This window comes from Allobosea sp. 05T422_2 (assembly GCF_056396265.1).
On the sequence record NZ_JBFTLD010000012.1, the window covers coordinates 25,729 to 41,271 of the forward strand.

A 15,543-nucleotide genomic window follows, 5' to 3' on the forward strand; every position below is an offset into this window, starting at 1 on the left:
ACGTGAGGAGCTTGAGAAGCTCAAGTTGCTCGCCGAGACGGGCATCGCACTGAAGGCGATTTCAAAAGCGACGACTCGCAGAATGGCCAATCAAGTCAGGGGCGGCGGCAGACATCAGTATTGTCTGCTGCCGAAATTTACCGGGTGCGGACGTCTTGAATGCCGGCGGGACAATTAGCCATTCCGAAGCTCATGGTGCAGCTCTGCAGGGCTCAGCGCCGCGAGACCGAGCGCCGGCAGGAGGTCGTTCTCGGCCCGGAAATCACGAGCGGCGATTGCGTCGAACAGGGCAATCCCGGCTTGATGGACCGGCAGGGGCAGTCCGCAGATCGCACCGAGGAATTCGAGGGGAACCAGGCCGAACGGCACATCCTCGGTGATGAAGCGCGTATCGAGCGTCTTGGGCCCGGCCAGCTCCGGCCGCAGGCGATAGACCGCTGCAGCCATGTCTCCGACAGGGCCGGGCTCGACGCCAAAGGACAGCGCATAATGCTCCTGCACGCTGCGCACGCTGAGGCCGAAGGCGTTGGCCAGGGCCAGCCTTTCAGTGTCGAGAGCCTCGATGATGCGCCCGACCCCGGAGGTGATCGAGCCGTAATTCGGCCAGTCCTCGCCGCGTTCCGCCCGCGTCAAATTGCCGAGCATGTTGGCCATATGCGCGGGCGGATTGAGGTTGCTGAGCATGATCGCCAGCAGGTCCTCGCGCGGCTGGAAGCGATGCCCGAACAGTGCTTCGCAGAGTGCCAGTCCGGCTGCGCTATGCCGAACGGGCAGGGTGGCGACGTCCAGCCGCTTGYGGATGCCGGAGACATGCACGCTGCGGGGGCCGCTCTTCCGGGCGGTCAGGGCCGTGGTCGCCCAGGCGGCGATCGGAAGCTCCAATCCGCGCTGCTCCAGCAGGCGATGCAGATAGAGCGCCGCAAACGAGCAATGGGCGCTGAAGATGACGGCCTGACCTTCTCGCAGATGCGCCGCGAGTGCATCGCACACCTTGCGGAAACCGTTGGCCTGCACGGCGATGATCACCGCATCCGCGCCGGCCACGGCCTCGGCGCAGCTCCGTGCCACGGCGAGCGGAAACTCCCCTTCGATCTTACCCGTCACGGACAGCAGCGCCGCCCCTGCGAATTCGGCCTGGGCCGCCCCGCTCGGCGACCAGAGCACGGGGTGGTGGCCATGGGTCGACAGGTAGGCGGCATAGCCGCGCCCGATTCCGCCCGAGCCGATGATGGCGACACGCATCTGATTATTCCAATGTGATCGAATGAAACGAGACGGCCCGGCCCATGCCTGTGCCGGGCGCGGATGGGCATGGAAGATCGGCAGCGCGATCCCAAGCCGCGTGGAAACCAGCCTCGGCGTTGACCTTCAGAGCCGAAACCCATTCTTCTGGCGGCAGGGATTCGCGCCGGCCCGCTCCGGACGGAGCGCTGGAAGGCAACGAGGCGAGGCGATGAAGCGGCCCCTGCAGCTCAGGCAAATCGAGGCCTTCAAGGCCGTCGTGGAGACGGGATCGGTGACGGCGGCCGCCAATGTCCTCGGCATCTCGCAGCCCTCCGTCAGCAAGCTCATCTCCCATCTCGAAGAGGATGCGGGCCTGCAGTTGTTCGAGCGCCTGCGCGGGCGCCTGGTCCCTTCGGAGAGGGGCATCCGCCTCTACGAGGAGGTCGACAGGACCTTCGCAGGCTTGCGGCAGATCGAGCGCGCCATCGATTCCATCCAGCGCGAAGACATCGGCCAATTGTCCGTCGGCGTGCTTCCGGCCTTGACGGGCCACCTGACGCAGCAGGCCACCAGCCGGTTCCTCGCGAAGCATCCGGACGCCTATGTGTCGATCCTGGGCCGCAGCTCGCAGGTCGTGATCGACTGGCTCGTCAGACGGCAGATCGATGTCGGCATCGTCAGCGCGCCGATGGAGAACCCGTATCTGAATGCGGTTCCGCTGACGACGCATTCGCTCGTCTGCATCATGCCGCGCGGCCATAGCCTCGCCAGCAAGCATGTCGTCACTCCTCAGGATATCACGGGGACTCCGTTCATCGCCCTGGCGTCGGAGAACAAGACGAGGGTGCAGATCGAAGCCAGGCTGGCCGAGCACCGCGTCCAGCCCCGTATCGTTGCCGATGCGAACCTGACCGGCACGATCTGCGAGTTCGTCGCCTCGGGGCTGGGGATCTCGATCCTCGATCCGGTGTTCGCCCACGCGGTCCGTGACCGCGTGGAGATCCGGCGCCTTTCCTTCGAGATCGAGACCGACCTTTGGCTCTGTTACCCACGCGAGGCGCGAAACAAGATCTTCGTGGAGACCTTCCTTCGCGTTGCGCAGGAGGCGATCGCGGCCATGATGGGCGAGGTCTTCAACGTTCTGCCAGGGTCGTGACCTCGGTGATCGGCAGCGACAGGTTCAAGGCGCCCTTGAGCGGATAGCCATAGTCGACCTTGCTGCTGCGCCCCCAGACCTGGAGGATGTCGTTGATCGGCACCGAGCAGACATCCTCGTGGATCTTGCGCTGCGCCTCATGCCAGAGGGCGATCTGCTTCGCCTGATCGGGCTCGTGCCTCGCGGAGTCGATCTCGGCATCGGCGACCGCGCAATGGGAGAAATTGGCCACCGCAGTCGGTTTGCCCACCGCCGATTTCGAGGCGTAGAACTCCGACAGATAGGTATCGGCCACCGGGAAGCGGGCCGCGCCGTAAAAGACCAGGGCGCTCGCATTCTTGCGGGTCTGGTCGTGATAGGTCGGATGGTCGACCACGTTGAGCTCAAGCTTGATGCCGACCTTGGCCAACTGGGCCTGGATGATCTCCATGGCCGGCAGATGGGCCGAGATGTTGGAGGTGGTCGCCCGGATCGTGACGCCGTTGGGATGTCCCGCTTCCTTCAGCAGGGCGGCCGCCTTGGCCGGATCGAACGTGTAGGCACCATAGGAGCAATCCGAGCCGAGATAGCCGTCCGGCACGACCGAGCAGCCGCGCGGGCCGACATCGACGCCGACGAAGCGCTCGATCTGGGCCGTGTCGATGGCATGGGCGAGTGCCTGCCGCACGCGAAGGTCGTCCAGCGGCGCGACCGTGCGGTTGATGTGGAGTGTGCGGTATTCGCCAGGCCGGAAGATGTCGACGACGACATTGCCGCGACGGCGGGCCTGATCGACCCATTTCTGCTCGCGCTTGGCGTAGAAGATGTCGAGCTCGCCCGAGGAATAGGCCAGTTCGCGGCTGCTGTCGGACGGGATGAAGCGGTAGTCGATGCCGTCGATCTTCGGCTGGCCGCGGAAATAGGCCGTGTTGGCGGCGAGCTTCACGCGCTGCTGCGTGATGTGCTCGACGAAGCTGAACGGCCCGGTGCCGACGGGGCTGGTGGCGAAGCGGTTGCCCAGCGCCTCGACCGCCTTGCGGCTGACGATGTATCCGCCGCGATAATTGCTGACCAGATTGAGGAAAGACGCGTCCGGCTCGCGCAGCGTGACCTTCACTGTATGGCTATCGAGGGCCTCGACGCCGACCATATTGGCGAGGCTTGCCGCGAAGGTGGAGGTGTCGCGGCTGGCGGCGCGTTTCAGCGAGAAGGCCACGTCGTCGGCCGTCAGCTCGCCCCAGTCGCCATGGAACTTGACGTTGCGGCGCAAGTGGAACGTCCAGGCCGTCTTGTCGTCCGAGGCCTCCCAGCGCTCGGCAAGGTCGGGTTCGAGATCGGCGGAGTCCGCACTGCCGGGCTTGAAGCGGACCAGGCCGTTGAAGATCCATGCGACGACGGACTGATCCGTCGTCGACACGGCGCGGTGCGGGTCCAGCGTCGCGATGTCCGTGCCGTTGGGGCTGATGCGCAGCACGGCGGCCTGAGCGGGGGCCTGCAAGGGCGCGACCGAGAAGGCTGCGGCCGTCGCCAGCGTCACGGCCATGATCCGGGCTTTCATTCCTGTCGTCCTCCTAGGTCTTGCAATGGGTGCCGCCGGTCGCCGGGCGCGGTTCTTCTGCGTGGCGGCTTCGGTCATCGGGACTGGGTCCGTGGGTCGGAGGCATCGCGCAGGGCGTCGCCGAGCAGATTGAGCGCCAGCACGGTCACCAGGATGGCCAGGCTCGGAAACACCGCGAGCCACCAGGCGTCGAGGATGTTCTCGAAGCCCTCGCGGATCATGCTGCCCCAGGTCGCGGTGGGCGGGGGAACGCCGAGCCCGATGAAGCTGAGGGACGCCTCCGTGCGGATCGCCGACGCCAGCCAGAGCGAGCTCATCACGACCACGTCCGACATCATGTTCGGCAGGATATGGCGCGTCATGATCCGGACCGGTCCGCAGCCATAGGAGCGGCAGGCCTCGACGAAATCGCGCTCGCGCAGCGAGATGGTCGGAGCCCGCGCGACCCGGGCAAAGGGCGCGATCTCGGTGACCGCGATCGCGATGATCAGGTTTTCCAGGCTGGCGCCCAGCATGGCGGCGATCATCAGGCCAAGCAGCAGGGTCGGGAAGGCGAGCATGACATCGAGCACGCCCATCACGATCTGATCGAACAGGCCGCCGATATAGCCGGAAATCACGCCGATCGTCGTCCCGACCAGCATGGCGACCAGGATCGCGGCGAAGCCGACGAAGAGCGAGACCCTTGCCCCGTAGATCAGGCGGGACAGGACATCGCGGCCAAAGCTGTCGGTGCCGAGCCAGTATTCGGCGGAGGGCGGTTCGAGGCGGGCGGCGATGTTCTGTTCGAGCGGGTCGTAGGGCGCGAGCCAGGGGGCGAGCAGCGCGACCAGGACGATCAGCGCCAGCAGGGCGAGCCCGATCCAGGCCAGCCTGTTCTGCGAGAGCGCCAGCCACAGGCGGCCGGGCCTGCTTTCCAGGGAAGGAGCCGCAGCGGCGCTCATGAGTATTTCACCCTGGGATCGACGAGGCCATAGGCCAGGTCCGTCAGCGTGTTCACGGCGATGACGCAGATGGCGAAGATGATCATCAGCCCCTGAAGCAGCGTGTAGTCGCGCGAGTGGAGAGCGCCGAGGATCAGCTTCCCCAGCCCGGGGCGGTTGAAGATGATCTCGGTCAGGACMGAATTGCCGATCAGGGTGCCGAAATAGAGACCGACCACGGTGATGATCGGGATCAGGCTGTTGCGCAGCGCGTGCCGGGCGACGAGCCGGACCGGGCCGACTCCTTTGGCGCGGGCGGTGCGGATGTAATCCTCGGTGAGGACACCCAGCATCGCAGCGCGCGTCACCCGCATGACATAGGCGGTCATGATCAACCCGAGATTGAGCGCCGGCAGCGCCAGGCCCCGCAGGTGCTCGGCGAAGCTCTGACGGCCGCCGGAACCGCCGAGCACGGGGAACCAGCCGAGCTGGATCGCGAATACGATCAGCATCAGGATGCCGGAGACGAAGGCGGGAAAGGACAGGCCGATCAGCGAGACGACGCGTGAGACGTAGTCGAGCCAGCCGTTGCGGCTCAGTGCCGCCGCCACGCCCAGAGGCAGGCCGAAGAGGAGGCCGATCACGATCGCGGCTGCCGTCAGCTCGATCGTCGACGGCAGCACCTGCCTGACTTCCTCGATGACGCTGCGACCGCTGCTCAACGACTGGCCGAGATCGCCGCGGGCGACGTTAAGCAGGAACGAGACGTATTGGACGTAGACCGGCTGGTCGAGACCGAGCTTCGCCCGGAGCGCGGCGAGCGAGGCCGCACTGGCCTGGTCGCCGAGAACGACCTGCGCGGCATCGCCGGGAACCATCCGGACGAGGACGAAGATCGCCGTCAACATGACCARCAACGTCGGGATGGCGAACAGCAGGCGCCTGAGGACGAAGCCCGTCATGGCGATGGATCGATCTCGGTCGAAGGCTGCGACCTGGTGGAAAACAGCGGTCCGCGCCCCGGTCGCGAGAGCAAGGCCACGTCTTGAATCGCTCCGATGGTGCCCGGAAAATGCATGAGGCTTAGCGGCCCGGCCCATCGGGAAGAACACGCCCTTGGCGCATGCCCGTTCGTGATCAGCGGTTCCAAAATCGATCCATACCTGAGCTTGCACCGTGTCAGCGAACTTTGGAGGGGAGTCGATTATTCGTCAAAGTCGTTTTTCTGCCYAAGCCATTCTGCAAAGCTATGGCATCCGCGCGGTGTCTTCTGCCTTGGCGGCCACTCTCCACATCAGCCGGATCGTGATTCAGCGTGTCCGGCCGGGCCACAGTGGAACCCGGCCATCCCCGTTCGATTGCCAAGCGCGAATCGACGACATGTGGCAGATTGGGACGGCTTCTTCCGCCGACCAGGATTTTTGGCTCCGTTTCCATGACCCGCGACATCGCTGCGCGACGGCATCGCATCATCCTCGACAGTCTCGAACGACAGGAATCGATCAGCGTCGAGGAACTGGCCCTGTCGCTCGACGTCTCCCGCGAGACGATCCGGCGCGACCTCAAGGCCTTGTCGGCCGAGGGGCTGCTCGCTGTCGTTCATGGCGGAGCGATCCGGGCCGAGCGTTCGGAAGCCTCCTTCGCCAGCCGCCGGACCGTGAACCGCACGGGCAAGGACCTGATCGCCATGCTCGCCGCCTCCATGCTGGGCGACGGCATGACCATTCTGCTCGATTCCGGCACCACGACCGAGGCCGTGGTGCGCGCGCTGGCGCGGTCGGACCGGAAGCGGCTGGTCGTGCATACCACGTCGCTCGAGAATGCGCGGCTGGCCAGCCGGCTGCCGGGCGCCCGCGTCTTCCTGATCGGTGGCGAATTCGACCCCAACGAGGATGCGACCTCGGGCACGGAGGCCCTGCGGGCGATCGGGCGCCTTTCGGCGGATGTCTCCTTCGTCAGCGTCGGCGGCGTCGACACGGAAGGGCGGCTGACCGACTACACGCGCGCCGGAGCAGCCATCCGAAGCGCTCTCCTGAACGCGGCGGAGCAAGGCTTCCTGATGGCCGACAGCAGCAAGTTCGGCCTTGTCCTTCCCAGCCGGATCGGCGGCGACGAAACCTGCGCGGGACTGCTGGTCGACCGGCTTCCGCCGGACCCGATCGCCGCGAACCTCACCAGGAACGGAGTGCGTCTGCTCGTTTCCTGATTTTGCCCGTTTTGTGGTTTTTTGTTGTTTTGTGGATTTTGCCTGCTAGGCTGCCTCCATCGCGGAGGCGCTCATGTCCATTCCCACCCACTCTCGTGTCGTCATCATCGGCGGCGGTATTGTCGGCTGCTCCGTCGCCTATCATCTGACCAAGCTCGGCTGGCGCGATGTGCTCCTGCTTGAGCAGGGGCGCCTGTCCTCGGGCACCACCTGGCACGCGGCCGGCCTGGTCGGGCAGCTGCGTAGCCAGTCGAGCATGACGCGCCTGATCCGCTATTCCACCGAGCTCTACGCGTCGCTGGAGCAGGAGACCGAGCTCGCCACCGGCTGGAAACGCTGCGGCTCGGTTTCGGTCGCTCGCACGCCCGAACGCATGACACAGCTGCGCCGGACCATTTCGGCGGCGCGCGCTCAAGGGGTGGAGATCGAGGAGCTGAGCCCGAAGGAGGCCGGCGAGAAATGGCCGGTGATGCGCACCGACGATCTCGTCGGCGGCGTCTGGCTCCCCGGCGACGGCAAGGCGAACCCGTCCGACATCACCCAGGCGCTGGCGCGCGGCGCCCGTAGCCGCGGCGCAATCGTGCGCGAGGGGATCCGCGTCACCGGCATCGAGACTGAGAAGGGCCGGGTGAGGGCGGTGCAGACCGATCAGGGCCGGGTCGAATGCGAGGTCCTGGTGATCTGCGCGGGCCAATGGTCACGCGCGGTCGGGCAGATGTGCGGCGTGTCGGTGCCACTGCATTCGGCCGAGCACATGTACATCGTCACCGGCAAGATCGAGGGCGTGACGCCGGACCTGCCGGTGATGCGCGATCCCGATGGCTACACCTACTACAAGGAGGAGGTCGGCGGCCTGGTGATGGGCGGCTTCGAGCCCGACGCGAAACCCTGGGGCATGGACGGCATCCCCTATCCGTTCGAGTTCCAGCTCCTGCCCGATGACTGGGACCAGTTCGCCATCCTGATGGAAAACGCGCTGCAGCGCGTGCCGGCCCTGGAGACGGCCGAGATCAAGACCTTCCTCAACGGTCCCGAGAGCTTCACGCCGGACAACAATTTCCTTCTGGGCGAGGCTCCGGAAGTGGCGGGTGTCTATATCGGCGCCGGCTTCAACTCGATGGGGATCGCCTCTGCCGGCGGCGCCGGCAGCGCGCTGGCCGAATGGATCGTCGCGGGCGAGGCCACGAGCGATCTCTGGCCCGTCGACATTCGCCGCTTCGCGAGGTTCAACAACAATCCGGCCTGGCTGAAGGATCGCATCAAGGACACGCTTGGCCTTCACTACGCCATGCCCTGGCCGAACCGCGAACTCGATACCGCAAGGCCCTTCCGMCGCTCGCCGCTCTATGAGCGCCTGGCCGCCAAACAGGCTGTCTTCGGCTCCAAGATGGGGTGGGAACGCGCGAATTATTTCGCCCGCACCGAGGATGAGCGCAGGATCAGCTATTCCTTCGGGCAGCAGAACTGGTTCGAAACGGTCGCCGCGGAGCATCGAGCCTGCCGCGAGACGGCGGGGCTTGTGGACATGAGCAGCTTCGCCAAATTCCTGCTGCAGGGTCCGCAGGCCGAAGCGGCCTTGCAGCGCCTCTCCGCCAACGATGTCGCGGTTCCGGTGGGCAGCTCGGTCTACACGGCCTTGCTCAACGCGCGCGGCACCTTCGAAAGCGACCTGACGGCCGCCCGCATCGCGCCCGACACCTACCTGCTCCTGACCGGCACCGCCCAGGCGACGCGCGACGCGCACTGGATCAGGCGCCAGCTTCCGGAGGGAGCGACGCTGACGGACGTGACATCGGCCTATGCCGTGCTCTCGCTGGCCGGCCCGAAGGTCGTCGAGATCCTCGCTCGCGTCTCGCCCGTCTCCTTCGATCCCGTCGATTTCCCCGCCAACGCGATCCGGCAGATCACCATCGGCTATGCCACGACCTGGGCTTGCCGCCGCTCCTATCTGGGGGAGGGCTTCGAACTCTACGTGCCCGCGGAATTCGCAGCCGCGATCTACGATATGCTGCACGAGGCCGGAGCCGCTCTCGGTCTCGTCGATGTCGGATACTACGCGGTCGACTCGCTGCGCATCGAGAAGGGCTTCCGCGCCTGGGGACGCGAGCTGACGCCCGACGTCAATCCCTACGAGGCTGGCCTCGGCTTCGCCGTGAAGCTGAACAAGGGCGATTTCATCGGCCGCGACGCCCTCACCATTGCCCGCGCGGCGCCGCGCACCAAGCGGCTGGTCGCGCTTGTCGGCCCCCGTCCGAACGGTCAGATGGCCTGGGGCGGCGAGGCGATCCTGGCCGATGGCAGGCCGGTCGGCGAGATCACCTCCGCGGCCTTCGGCGCAACCCTCGGCGGAATCGTCGCGCTCGGCTGGGCTGAAAGCCACGAGCCGATCGACCAGGCCTGGCTCGATGCGCGCAACTGGACGATCGATCTCGCGGGCACGGCGATCCCCGTCACGGCGAGCCTCGCCGCACCGCTCGACCGCGGGCAGGCGCGCGGAGCCTGAGGGGATGACCGATCTCACGCCGCTCGCCCCCGCCATTCCCAGGGATATCGTCCTGCGCAAGCCCGCCCGTGTCCTCAACCTCGCCTGCGAGGACCGGCCGGGAATCGTGCATGCCGTCAGCGGCGTGCTCTACCGGCACGGCTGCAACATCCTGGAAAGCGCGCAGTTCAGCGATCCGCGCGACGGCCGCTTCTTCATGCGCGTTGCCTTCGCCGCCGGCGACCGCTTCGACGTCACGGCGTTCCGGCGTGAGTTCGACGGCGTGGCCGGCACCTTTCAGATGAGCTGGGACGCGGTCGATACGGCCCGTCCGGCCCGCGTCCTGCTGATGGTGTCACGCTTCGGCCATTGCCTGAACGATCTGCTCTTCCGCCAGGCGACGGGGAACCTCAACATCACGATTCCCGCGATCGTCTCGAACCATCGGGATTTCGAGCCGCTGGCGCAGAATTACGGCATCCCGTTCCACTATCTGCCGGTCACGGCGGAGACCAAGGCGGAGCAGGAGGCAAGGCTGCTGGAGTTGGTTGCGCAGACCGATGCGTCGCTGGTCGTGCTCGCCCGCTATATGCAGGTGCTCTCCAACGATCTCTGCCGTGCGCTCGACGGGCGGGCGATCAACATCCACCATTCCTTCCTGCCGAGCTTCAAGGGCGCCAGGCCCTACCATCAGGCCTATGATCGCGGCGTGAAGCTGATCGGCGCGACGGCCCATTACGTCACCCCGGATCTCGACGAAGGCCCGATCATCGACCAGGACGTCGCGCGCGCCGATCATTCGCTGGCTCCCGACGATCTCGTCAGCGTCGGGCGCGACATCGAGGCGGTCGTCCTGGCGCGTGCGCTGCGCCTGCATATCGAGCGGCGGGTGATGCTGGCCGGCCGGCGGACCGTCATTTTTCGCTAGAGCGTCGGCCCGAAAGGTGGATTGCGGTTTTCGGGGCAAAGCCGATGCAAAGACAAAGGGTTAGATCATCGGGCTGGATACGATGTCCGGTCCGATGATCTAGTGCGTTTCCGGTGAAAATCGGATTCACCTGCAATCCCTTAGCCCTTTGTCTTCACGCAATTCCGGAGGCAAAGCCGCGACGCAGTCTTGCTGGCATTGCTCCAGGAGCCCCCCATCACGCCCGTTCCGGGCGTCGGCGGTCCGGTAACGGTCACCATGCTGCTGGTGAACACGGTGGAGTGCGGGAGYAGGATGATTTCATCGCACCCGAAGAGTGGGCAAGCCGCAAGTGCGCTCACTCGGCCGCCCGCATCAGGCGGCTTCCCATCAGGGCTCCCCGCTGTTCGAGAAGTCCGTGCACGGTGGCGGCGATATGGGCGTCGATGCGCTTCAGATCGCGCGCGATATCAAGCTGGAGCGCGCTGACGATCACCGCTTCGCGGCTGCCGGTGCGCATCTCGGCGAGATGGGCCTCGATCGCTTCCCGCTCCAGTTCGCGGAAGGTTTCCTTCTCGCGCACGATCCGGCGCGCGGTGGCTTCGTCCTGCGAGATGAAGACCGTGAGCGCCAGGCGCAGGTGATCCCGCAACCGGTCATGGGTATCGGCGATGCGGGCAAGCGCGTCCTCGGGCAACCGGCGCTGGTCGCGGATGCGCTTGCCGGCCATCTGCATCAGGTTCTTCTCGATGATGTCGCCGATATGCTCGAGATTGATCGCCAATGTCAGCACCTCCGAGAGCCGGTGCTCGTCGGATCGCGACAGCGTCTCATGCGCGATCGCGCCGACATAGAGCTGGATCTGGTTATAGAGGTTGTCGAGCACGTCGTCGGCACGGCTGACCTCGGCCACCCGGGCCGGATCGTCGCCCTCGAACGCCATCAGCGACGTCTTCAGCATCCCGTCGACGACATCGGCCATATGCAGCACCTCGCGGGTCGCATTGGCGAGCGCGAGCGTCGGCGTCGTGAGCGCTGCGGTGTCGAGATAACGCGGACGCGAGGGGTCGGCTTCCGGCGCGGGATCGGGCAGCAGGCGTGTCAGAATGCCCGCGAAAGCCGGCAGCGGGACAAGGAAGAGCACAGCCATCACGATGTTGAAGGCAAGGTGGAACAGCGCCGCCGATTGCGCCGGATGGCTCGCGAACCGCTCCACGACCGGTGTCAGCACGGGCAGAAGCAACAGGCCGGCCGTGCAGCCCAGGATGCGGTTGGCGAGGTTGCCCACCGGCACGCGCCTGGCCGCGGCATTCCCGTTCATGGCCTGAACCAGGGGATTGAGCGCCGTGCCGAGATTGCAGCCCATCACCATCGCCAGCATGGTCTGGGTTCCCACGACCCCGGTCGCGGCAAGGCTCATCACGACCAGAATCGCCGCAAGCGAGGAATGGGCGGCAAAGCTGAGCACCGCGGCCAGGAGCAGGGCGATCAGCGGATCGCCCGAGAGCGCGCCGAGAACCGCGCGCAGCACCTGCGAGTGCTCGACCGGCGCCATGGTGGCCTGCATCAGGCGAAGCGACAGCAGCATCAGGCCCAGCCCGAACAGCGCCTTCGCCATTTCATTGGCGGCCAACCGGCCGAAGCGGCGCATGCCGAGATAGCCGACGAGGAGCAGGAGCGGCACCATCATGCTGGTGTCGAAGCCGACGAACTGGACGATCAGCGTCGTCCCGACATTGGCGCCGAGCATCATCGCCAGGGCCRGCGCCAGCGCGATCAAACCGGCGCCGGAGAACGAGGCGATCATCATCGCGGTCGCCGTGCTGGATTGCAGGCCGGCCGTCACCATGAGACCCGCGCCGAAGGCCCGCCAGCGACTGTCGAGACCTGTCGCCAGCAACGCGCGCAAGCGGCTGCCGAAGGCGGCCGAAACGCCTGCCGTCACCAGCTGCACGCTCCAGAGCAGCAGGGCGACCTCGCCGGCGAGCGCAAGCAGGATCTGGGTTGGCGTCTGCGCTGCCATGATCACGTTCTCCCGCGCGCCGCTAAACCATCGGCCCAAAAAGTGGATTGCAGTTTTCGGGAAGGCCGATGCGAACACAGAAAGGCTGGATCATCGGCCCGAAAAGTGGATTGCGGTTTTCGGGAAAGCCGATGCGCCACAGAAGGCTGGATCATCGGACCGGATACGATATCCGGCCCGATGATCTAGCGTTGCCGCCAGTGCTGCAGGCGGCCGAAGACCAGGCGGTCGAGGCCGGCATGGGCGAGTTTCACGGCAATGGCCGTGAACATGATGATGCTTGCCATGCCCGCCGCCGACGCCATGGCGCCGGCCTCATCCATATGGACGATCGCGATCGAGGCGAGCTTGGTGTCGGCGCCATAGAGGAAGATCACGGCGGAGACCGTGGTCAATGCGTTGACGAAGACATAGACCGCGATGTCGAGGATAGCCGGCATGCAGATCGGCGCCGTCACCCGGCGGAACGTCGACCAGAACGGCACCTTGAGCGAGGCGGAAACCGACTCGAACTCGCTGTCGAGCTGCTTCAGGCTCGTCAGCGCCGTGATGTGCCCGACCGTGTAGAAATGGGCGATGGTGTTGATCACGAGGATCGTCAGCGTCCCGTACAGGAAGCCGAGCGGATTCCAGCCCGCATTGAAGAAGAAGACATAGCCCAGGCCGAGCACCAGGCCGGGCACGGCCATCGGCAGCATGGCCAGGAACTGGGCGAAGGCGCGCAGCCGCGGGTAGAGCTTCACCTTCTCGATCAGATAGGCGCCGGTGAAGATCAGTGCCGTGCCGATCACCGCCGTCAGGGACGCGAGCAGCAACGAGTTGGCATAGGTCTTCCAGCCATCCGGCTCGACCGCGGCGAAGTTGTAATTGCTCAAGGTCAGGGACAGGTTGTAGGGCCAATACTTGACGAAGGAGCCCCAGAAGGCGATCGCGTAGGGGCTGACGATCGCGAAGGCGATCACGCCGACGAAGCCGAGCAGGGCGAGATCGCGGCGCCGGTCAGGGCGCGGCACGTAGGGAACGGCGCGGGCCGAGAGCATGGCGCCCTGGCGCCGCTGCACCACGCGGTCGACGAAGAAGGCCAGCACCGCCGGCACCAGCAGGATGATGCCGACCACGGCGCCCATCGGGAAATTCTGCTGGCCGACGACCTGCTTGTAGGCGTCGGTCGCCAGCACGTTGAACTGCCCGCCGATCACCTTGGGAATGCCGAAATCGGTGATGACCAGCGTGAAGACGACGAAGACGGCGCTGATCACGCCGTAGCGTGCGCCGGGAAGGGTGATCGTCCGGAAAATGCGCCAGCGCGAGGTGCCCATCGCGTCGGCCGCTTCGCGCAGCCGGCCGTCCGAAAGGGCGAGCGCCGTGACGAGGATCAGCATGGCGTGCGGAAAGCTGTATAGCGTCTCCGCCGCGATGATGCCGACCGGGCCGTAGAGCKAGGCGCCCATCATCCAGGACTTGAGCAGCCCCTGGTTGCCGAAGACATAGATCAGCGCGAGGCCCGACAGCAGGGACGGCGCGAAGACAKGGATCATCGCCGCCGCATAGAAGACGCCCTTGGCGGGAATGCAGCTGCGGCGCAGCGCATAGGCGTAGAGGAAGGCGAGGGGCACCACGATGACCGTGGTCGCACTGGCGACCGCGAGGCTGTTGAGCAGCGAAAAGAACAGCGTCGGCGTCGTCGCATAGCTGACGAAATTTGCCAGGCCGACGAAGTTCCCGTGCGTATCCTCGAGACTCTTGGAGAGCAGCGCCCAGAGCGGCAGGGCGATGATCAGGACCAGGACCGCGCAGAGCGCGACGATCAGGACCCCGGCGACATGGCGCTCGCTGATCCGCACCGGCGATACCTTCACGGACGCATCGATCATCGTCAGCCGTGGTGCGAGGTCGCTCATCGTGCGCCCCCCGCAAAGACATGCAGGGCCTCGGGCGGAAAAGCGACGGTGCAGACCTGTCCCGCCGTGATGCCGAGATCGCGCATCGCATTGGTCGAGAAATCGGCCGCGATCCGGGTCGAACGGGAGCTGGTCGGCTCGAGATGCGCCCGGCAATAGGAGCCGAGGAAAGCGAGATCCCCGATCCGCGCCTCGAATCGGTTKGGCGTATCCTCACCGATGCTGCGGGTGCGAACCTCCTCCGGTCGCATGGCCAGCCGCACCGGCGTCCCCACGGCGAAGGGGGTGGCATTGGCGACGAGCAGGTCGAGCTCGTCGACACGGACCCGGCCCGGCCCGGTCACGATCGCATCCATGAAGGTCATGTGCCCGACGAAGTCGGCGACGAAGGGCGTGGCGGGGCGCCGGTAGATCTCTTCGGGCGTGCCGACCTGCTCGACTTCACCGTCCCGCATCACGACGATGCGGTCTGCCATCGCGAGCGCCTCCTCCTGGTCATGCGTCACCATGATCGTGGTCACGCCGAGCCGCTGCTGCAGCGAGCGCATTTCGTCGCGCAGGCGCACCCGTACCTTGGCGTCGAGGGCCGAAAGCGGCTCGTCGAGCAGCAGCAGCTCCGGCGAGGTGGCAAGCGCGCGCGCCAGCGCCACGCGCTGCTGCTGCCCGCCCGAAAGCTGGAGCGGATATTTCTTGCCCTGCTCGGGCAGGCCGACGAGCGTCAGCAGCTCCTCGACGCGGCGCGCGATCTMGGCAGACGAGCGACGCCGGTTGACGAGGCCGTAGCCGATATTGTCGGTGACGGTGAGATTGGGGAAGAGCGCGTAGGACTGGAAGACGATCCCGAAGTCGCGCTCCGACGGGCTGGCCCGCGACACGTCGCGCCCGCCCATGAGGATGGTGCCGCCATCCTGCTGGTCGAGGCCGGCGATGGCCCGCAGCAATGTCGTCTTGCCGCAGCCCGACGGTCCGAGAAAGCAGACGAACTCGCCGCGGCGGATGTCGAGATCGATATCGTGCAACGCCCGGAACGCGCCGTAATTCTTGGCGAGGTCGCGGATCGAGAGAAACGGGGGCGCAGTCGTGGACATGATGCCGACCTTCATCTGAACAGGCAGTGATCAGGCTCGCCGGCAACGGCGAGGCCGCACTCTTGCGTGGTGCACGGACTTGCTTCGTGAACGGAC

11 protein-coding genes are annotated in these 15,543 nt (G+C 66.1%); 4 read left to right on the forward strand and 7 right to left on the reverse strand.

The window, feature by feature from the left end; genetic code table 11:
• Nucleotides 1-174: 174 nt before the first annotated feature.
• Nucleotides 175-1,242, reverse strand: a complete 1,068-nt coding sequence (locus tag AC1DJT_RS04150) for an NAD/NADP octopine/nopaline dehydrogenase family protein (protein ID WP_476833586.1) — start codon at nucleotides 1,240-1,242, stop codon at nucleotides 175-177.
• Nucleotides 1,243-1,453: 211 nt separating this feature from the next.
• Here AC1DJT_RS04150 and AC1DJT_RS04155 point away from each other — a divergent pair, with 211 nt between their 5' ends.
• Nucleotides 1,454-2,380, forward strand: coding sequence for a LysR substrate-binding domain-containing protein (locus AC1DJT_RS04155; RefSeq protein ID WP_476770426.1), 927 nt, complete (start codon nucleotides 1,454-1,456; stop codon nucleotides 2,378-2,380).
• Here the strand turns inward: AC1DJT_RS04155 and AC1DJT_RS04160 are convergent.
• The 3 genes from AC1DJT_RS04160 to AC1DJT_RS04170 form a co-directional block, all read right to left on the reverse strand.
• On the reverse strand, nucleotides 2,358-3,917 hold the full coding sequence (locus AC1DJT_RS04160) for an ABC transporter substrate-binding protein (RefSeq protein ID WP_476770427.1): 1,560 nt from the start codon (nucleotides 3,915-3,917) through the stop codon (nucleotides 2,358-2,360). The two genes, AC1DJT_RS04155 and AC1DJT_RS04160, sit on opposite strands and share 23 nt — an antisense overlap.
• Before the next feature lie 74 nt (nucleotides 3,918-3,991).
• On the reverse strand, nucleotides 3,992-4,861 hold the full coding sequence (locus tag AC1DJT_RS04165; RefSeq protein WP_476770428.1) for an ABC transporter permease: 870 nt from the start codon (nucleotides 4,859-4,861) through the stop codon (nucleotides 3,992-3,994).
• A complete protein-coding gene (locus AC1DJT_RS04170; protein ID WP_476770429.1) occupies nucleotides 4,858-5,802 on the reverse strand; it encodes an ABC transporter permease in 945 nt (314 codons plus the stop codon). The genes AC1DJT_RS04165 and AC1DJT_RS04170 overlap by 4 nt, the downstream gene beginning before the upstream one ends.
• A 473-nt stretch (nucleotides 5,803-6,275) precedes the next feature.
• Between AC1DJT_RS04170 and AC1DJT_RS04175 the strand changes: the two genes are divergently transcribed.
• The 3 genes from AC1DJT_RS04175 to purU all read left to right on the forward strand — a co-directional run bounded on the left by AC1DJT_RS04175 (nucleotide 6,276) and on the right by purU (nucleotide 10,456).
• Nucleotides 6,276-7,046, forward strand: coding sequence for a DeoR/GlpR family DNA-binding transcription regulator (locus AC1DJT_RS04175; protein ID WP_476832644.1), 771 nt, complete (start codon nucleotides 6,276-6,278; stop codon nucleotides 7,044-7,046).
• 73 nt (nucleotides 7,047-7,119) lie between these two features.
• The gene (locus AC1DJT_RS04180; protein WP_476770878.1) at nucleotides 7,120-9,549 is read left to right on the forward strand and encodes a GcvT family protein; all 2,430 of its coding nucleotides are present in this window, start codon (nucleotides 7,120-7,122) and stop codon (nucleotides 9,547-9,549) included.
• Between the two features lie 4 nt (nucleotides 9,550-9,553).
• The gene (gene purU / locus AC1DJT_RS04185) at nucleotides 9,554-10,456 is read left to right on the forward strand and encodes a formyltetrahydrofolate deformylase (protein WP_476770879.1); all 903 of its coding nucleotides are present in this window, start codon (nucleotides 9,554-9,556) and stop codon (nucleotides 10,454-10,456) included.
• Between the two features lie 337 nt (nucleotides 10,457-10,793).
• On the opposite strand, the gene AC1DJT_RS04190 is transcribed toward purU, so the two are convergent.
• The 3 genes from AC1DJT_RS04190 to AC1DJT_RS04200 all read right to left on the reverse strand — a co-directional run bounded on the left by AC1DJT_RS04190 (nucleotide 10,794) and on the right by AC1DJT_RS04200 (nucleotide 15,447).
• A complete protein-coding gene (locus AC1DJT_RS04190; protein ID WP_476833587.1) occupies nucleotides 10,794-12,458 on the reverse strand; it encodes a Na/Pi cotransporter family protein in 1,665 nt (554 codons plus the stop codon).
• 185 nt (nucleotides 12,459-12,643) lie between these two features.
• A complete protein-coding gene (locus tag AC1DJT_RS04195; RefSeq protein WP_476833588.1) occupies nucleotides 12,644-14,359 on the reverse strand; it encodes a putative 2-aminoethylphosphonate ABC transporter permease subunit in 1,716 nt (571 codons plus the stop codon).
• Nucleotides 14,356-15,447: a putative 2-aminoethylphosphonate ABC transporter ATP-binding protein gene (locus AC1DJT_RS04200; protein WP_476833589.1), complete on the reverse strand. Its 1,092-nt coding sequence runs from the start codon at nucleotides 15,445-15,447 to the stop codon at nucleotides 14,356-14,358. Before AC1DJT_RS04200 ends, AC1DJT_RS04195 begins: the two co-directional genes overlap by 4 nt.
• Nucleotides 15,448-15,543 lie beyond the last annotated feature (96 nt).

Excerpts from the sequence above, each read along its gene's own strand:
- AC1DJT_RS04155 (WP_476770426.1), top strand. The coding sequence starts at position 1,454 with ATGAAGCGGCCCCTGCAGCTCAGGCAAATCGAGGCCTTCAAGGCCGTC.
- AC1DJT_RS04160 (WP_476770427.1), bottom strand. The coding sequence starts at position 3,917 with ATGAAAGCCCGGATCATGGCCGTGACGCTGGCGACGGCCGCAGCCTTC.
- AC1DJT_RS04165 (WP_476770428.1), bottom strand. The coding sequence starts at position 4,861 with ATGAGCGCCGCTGCGGCTCCTTCCCTGGAAAGCAGGCCCGGCCGCCTG.
- AC1DJT_RS04175 (WP_476832644.1), top strand. The coding sequence starts at position 6,276 with ATGACCCGCGACATCGCTGCGCGACGGCATCGCATCATCCTCGACAGT.
- purU (WP_476770879.1), top strand. The coding sequence starts at position 9,554 with ATGACCGATCTCACGCCGCTCGCCCCCGCCATTCCCAGGGATATCGTC.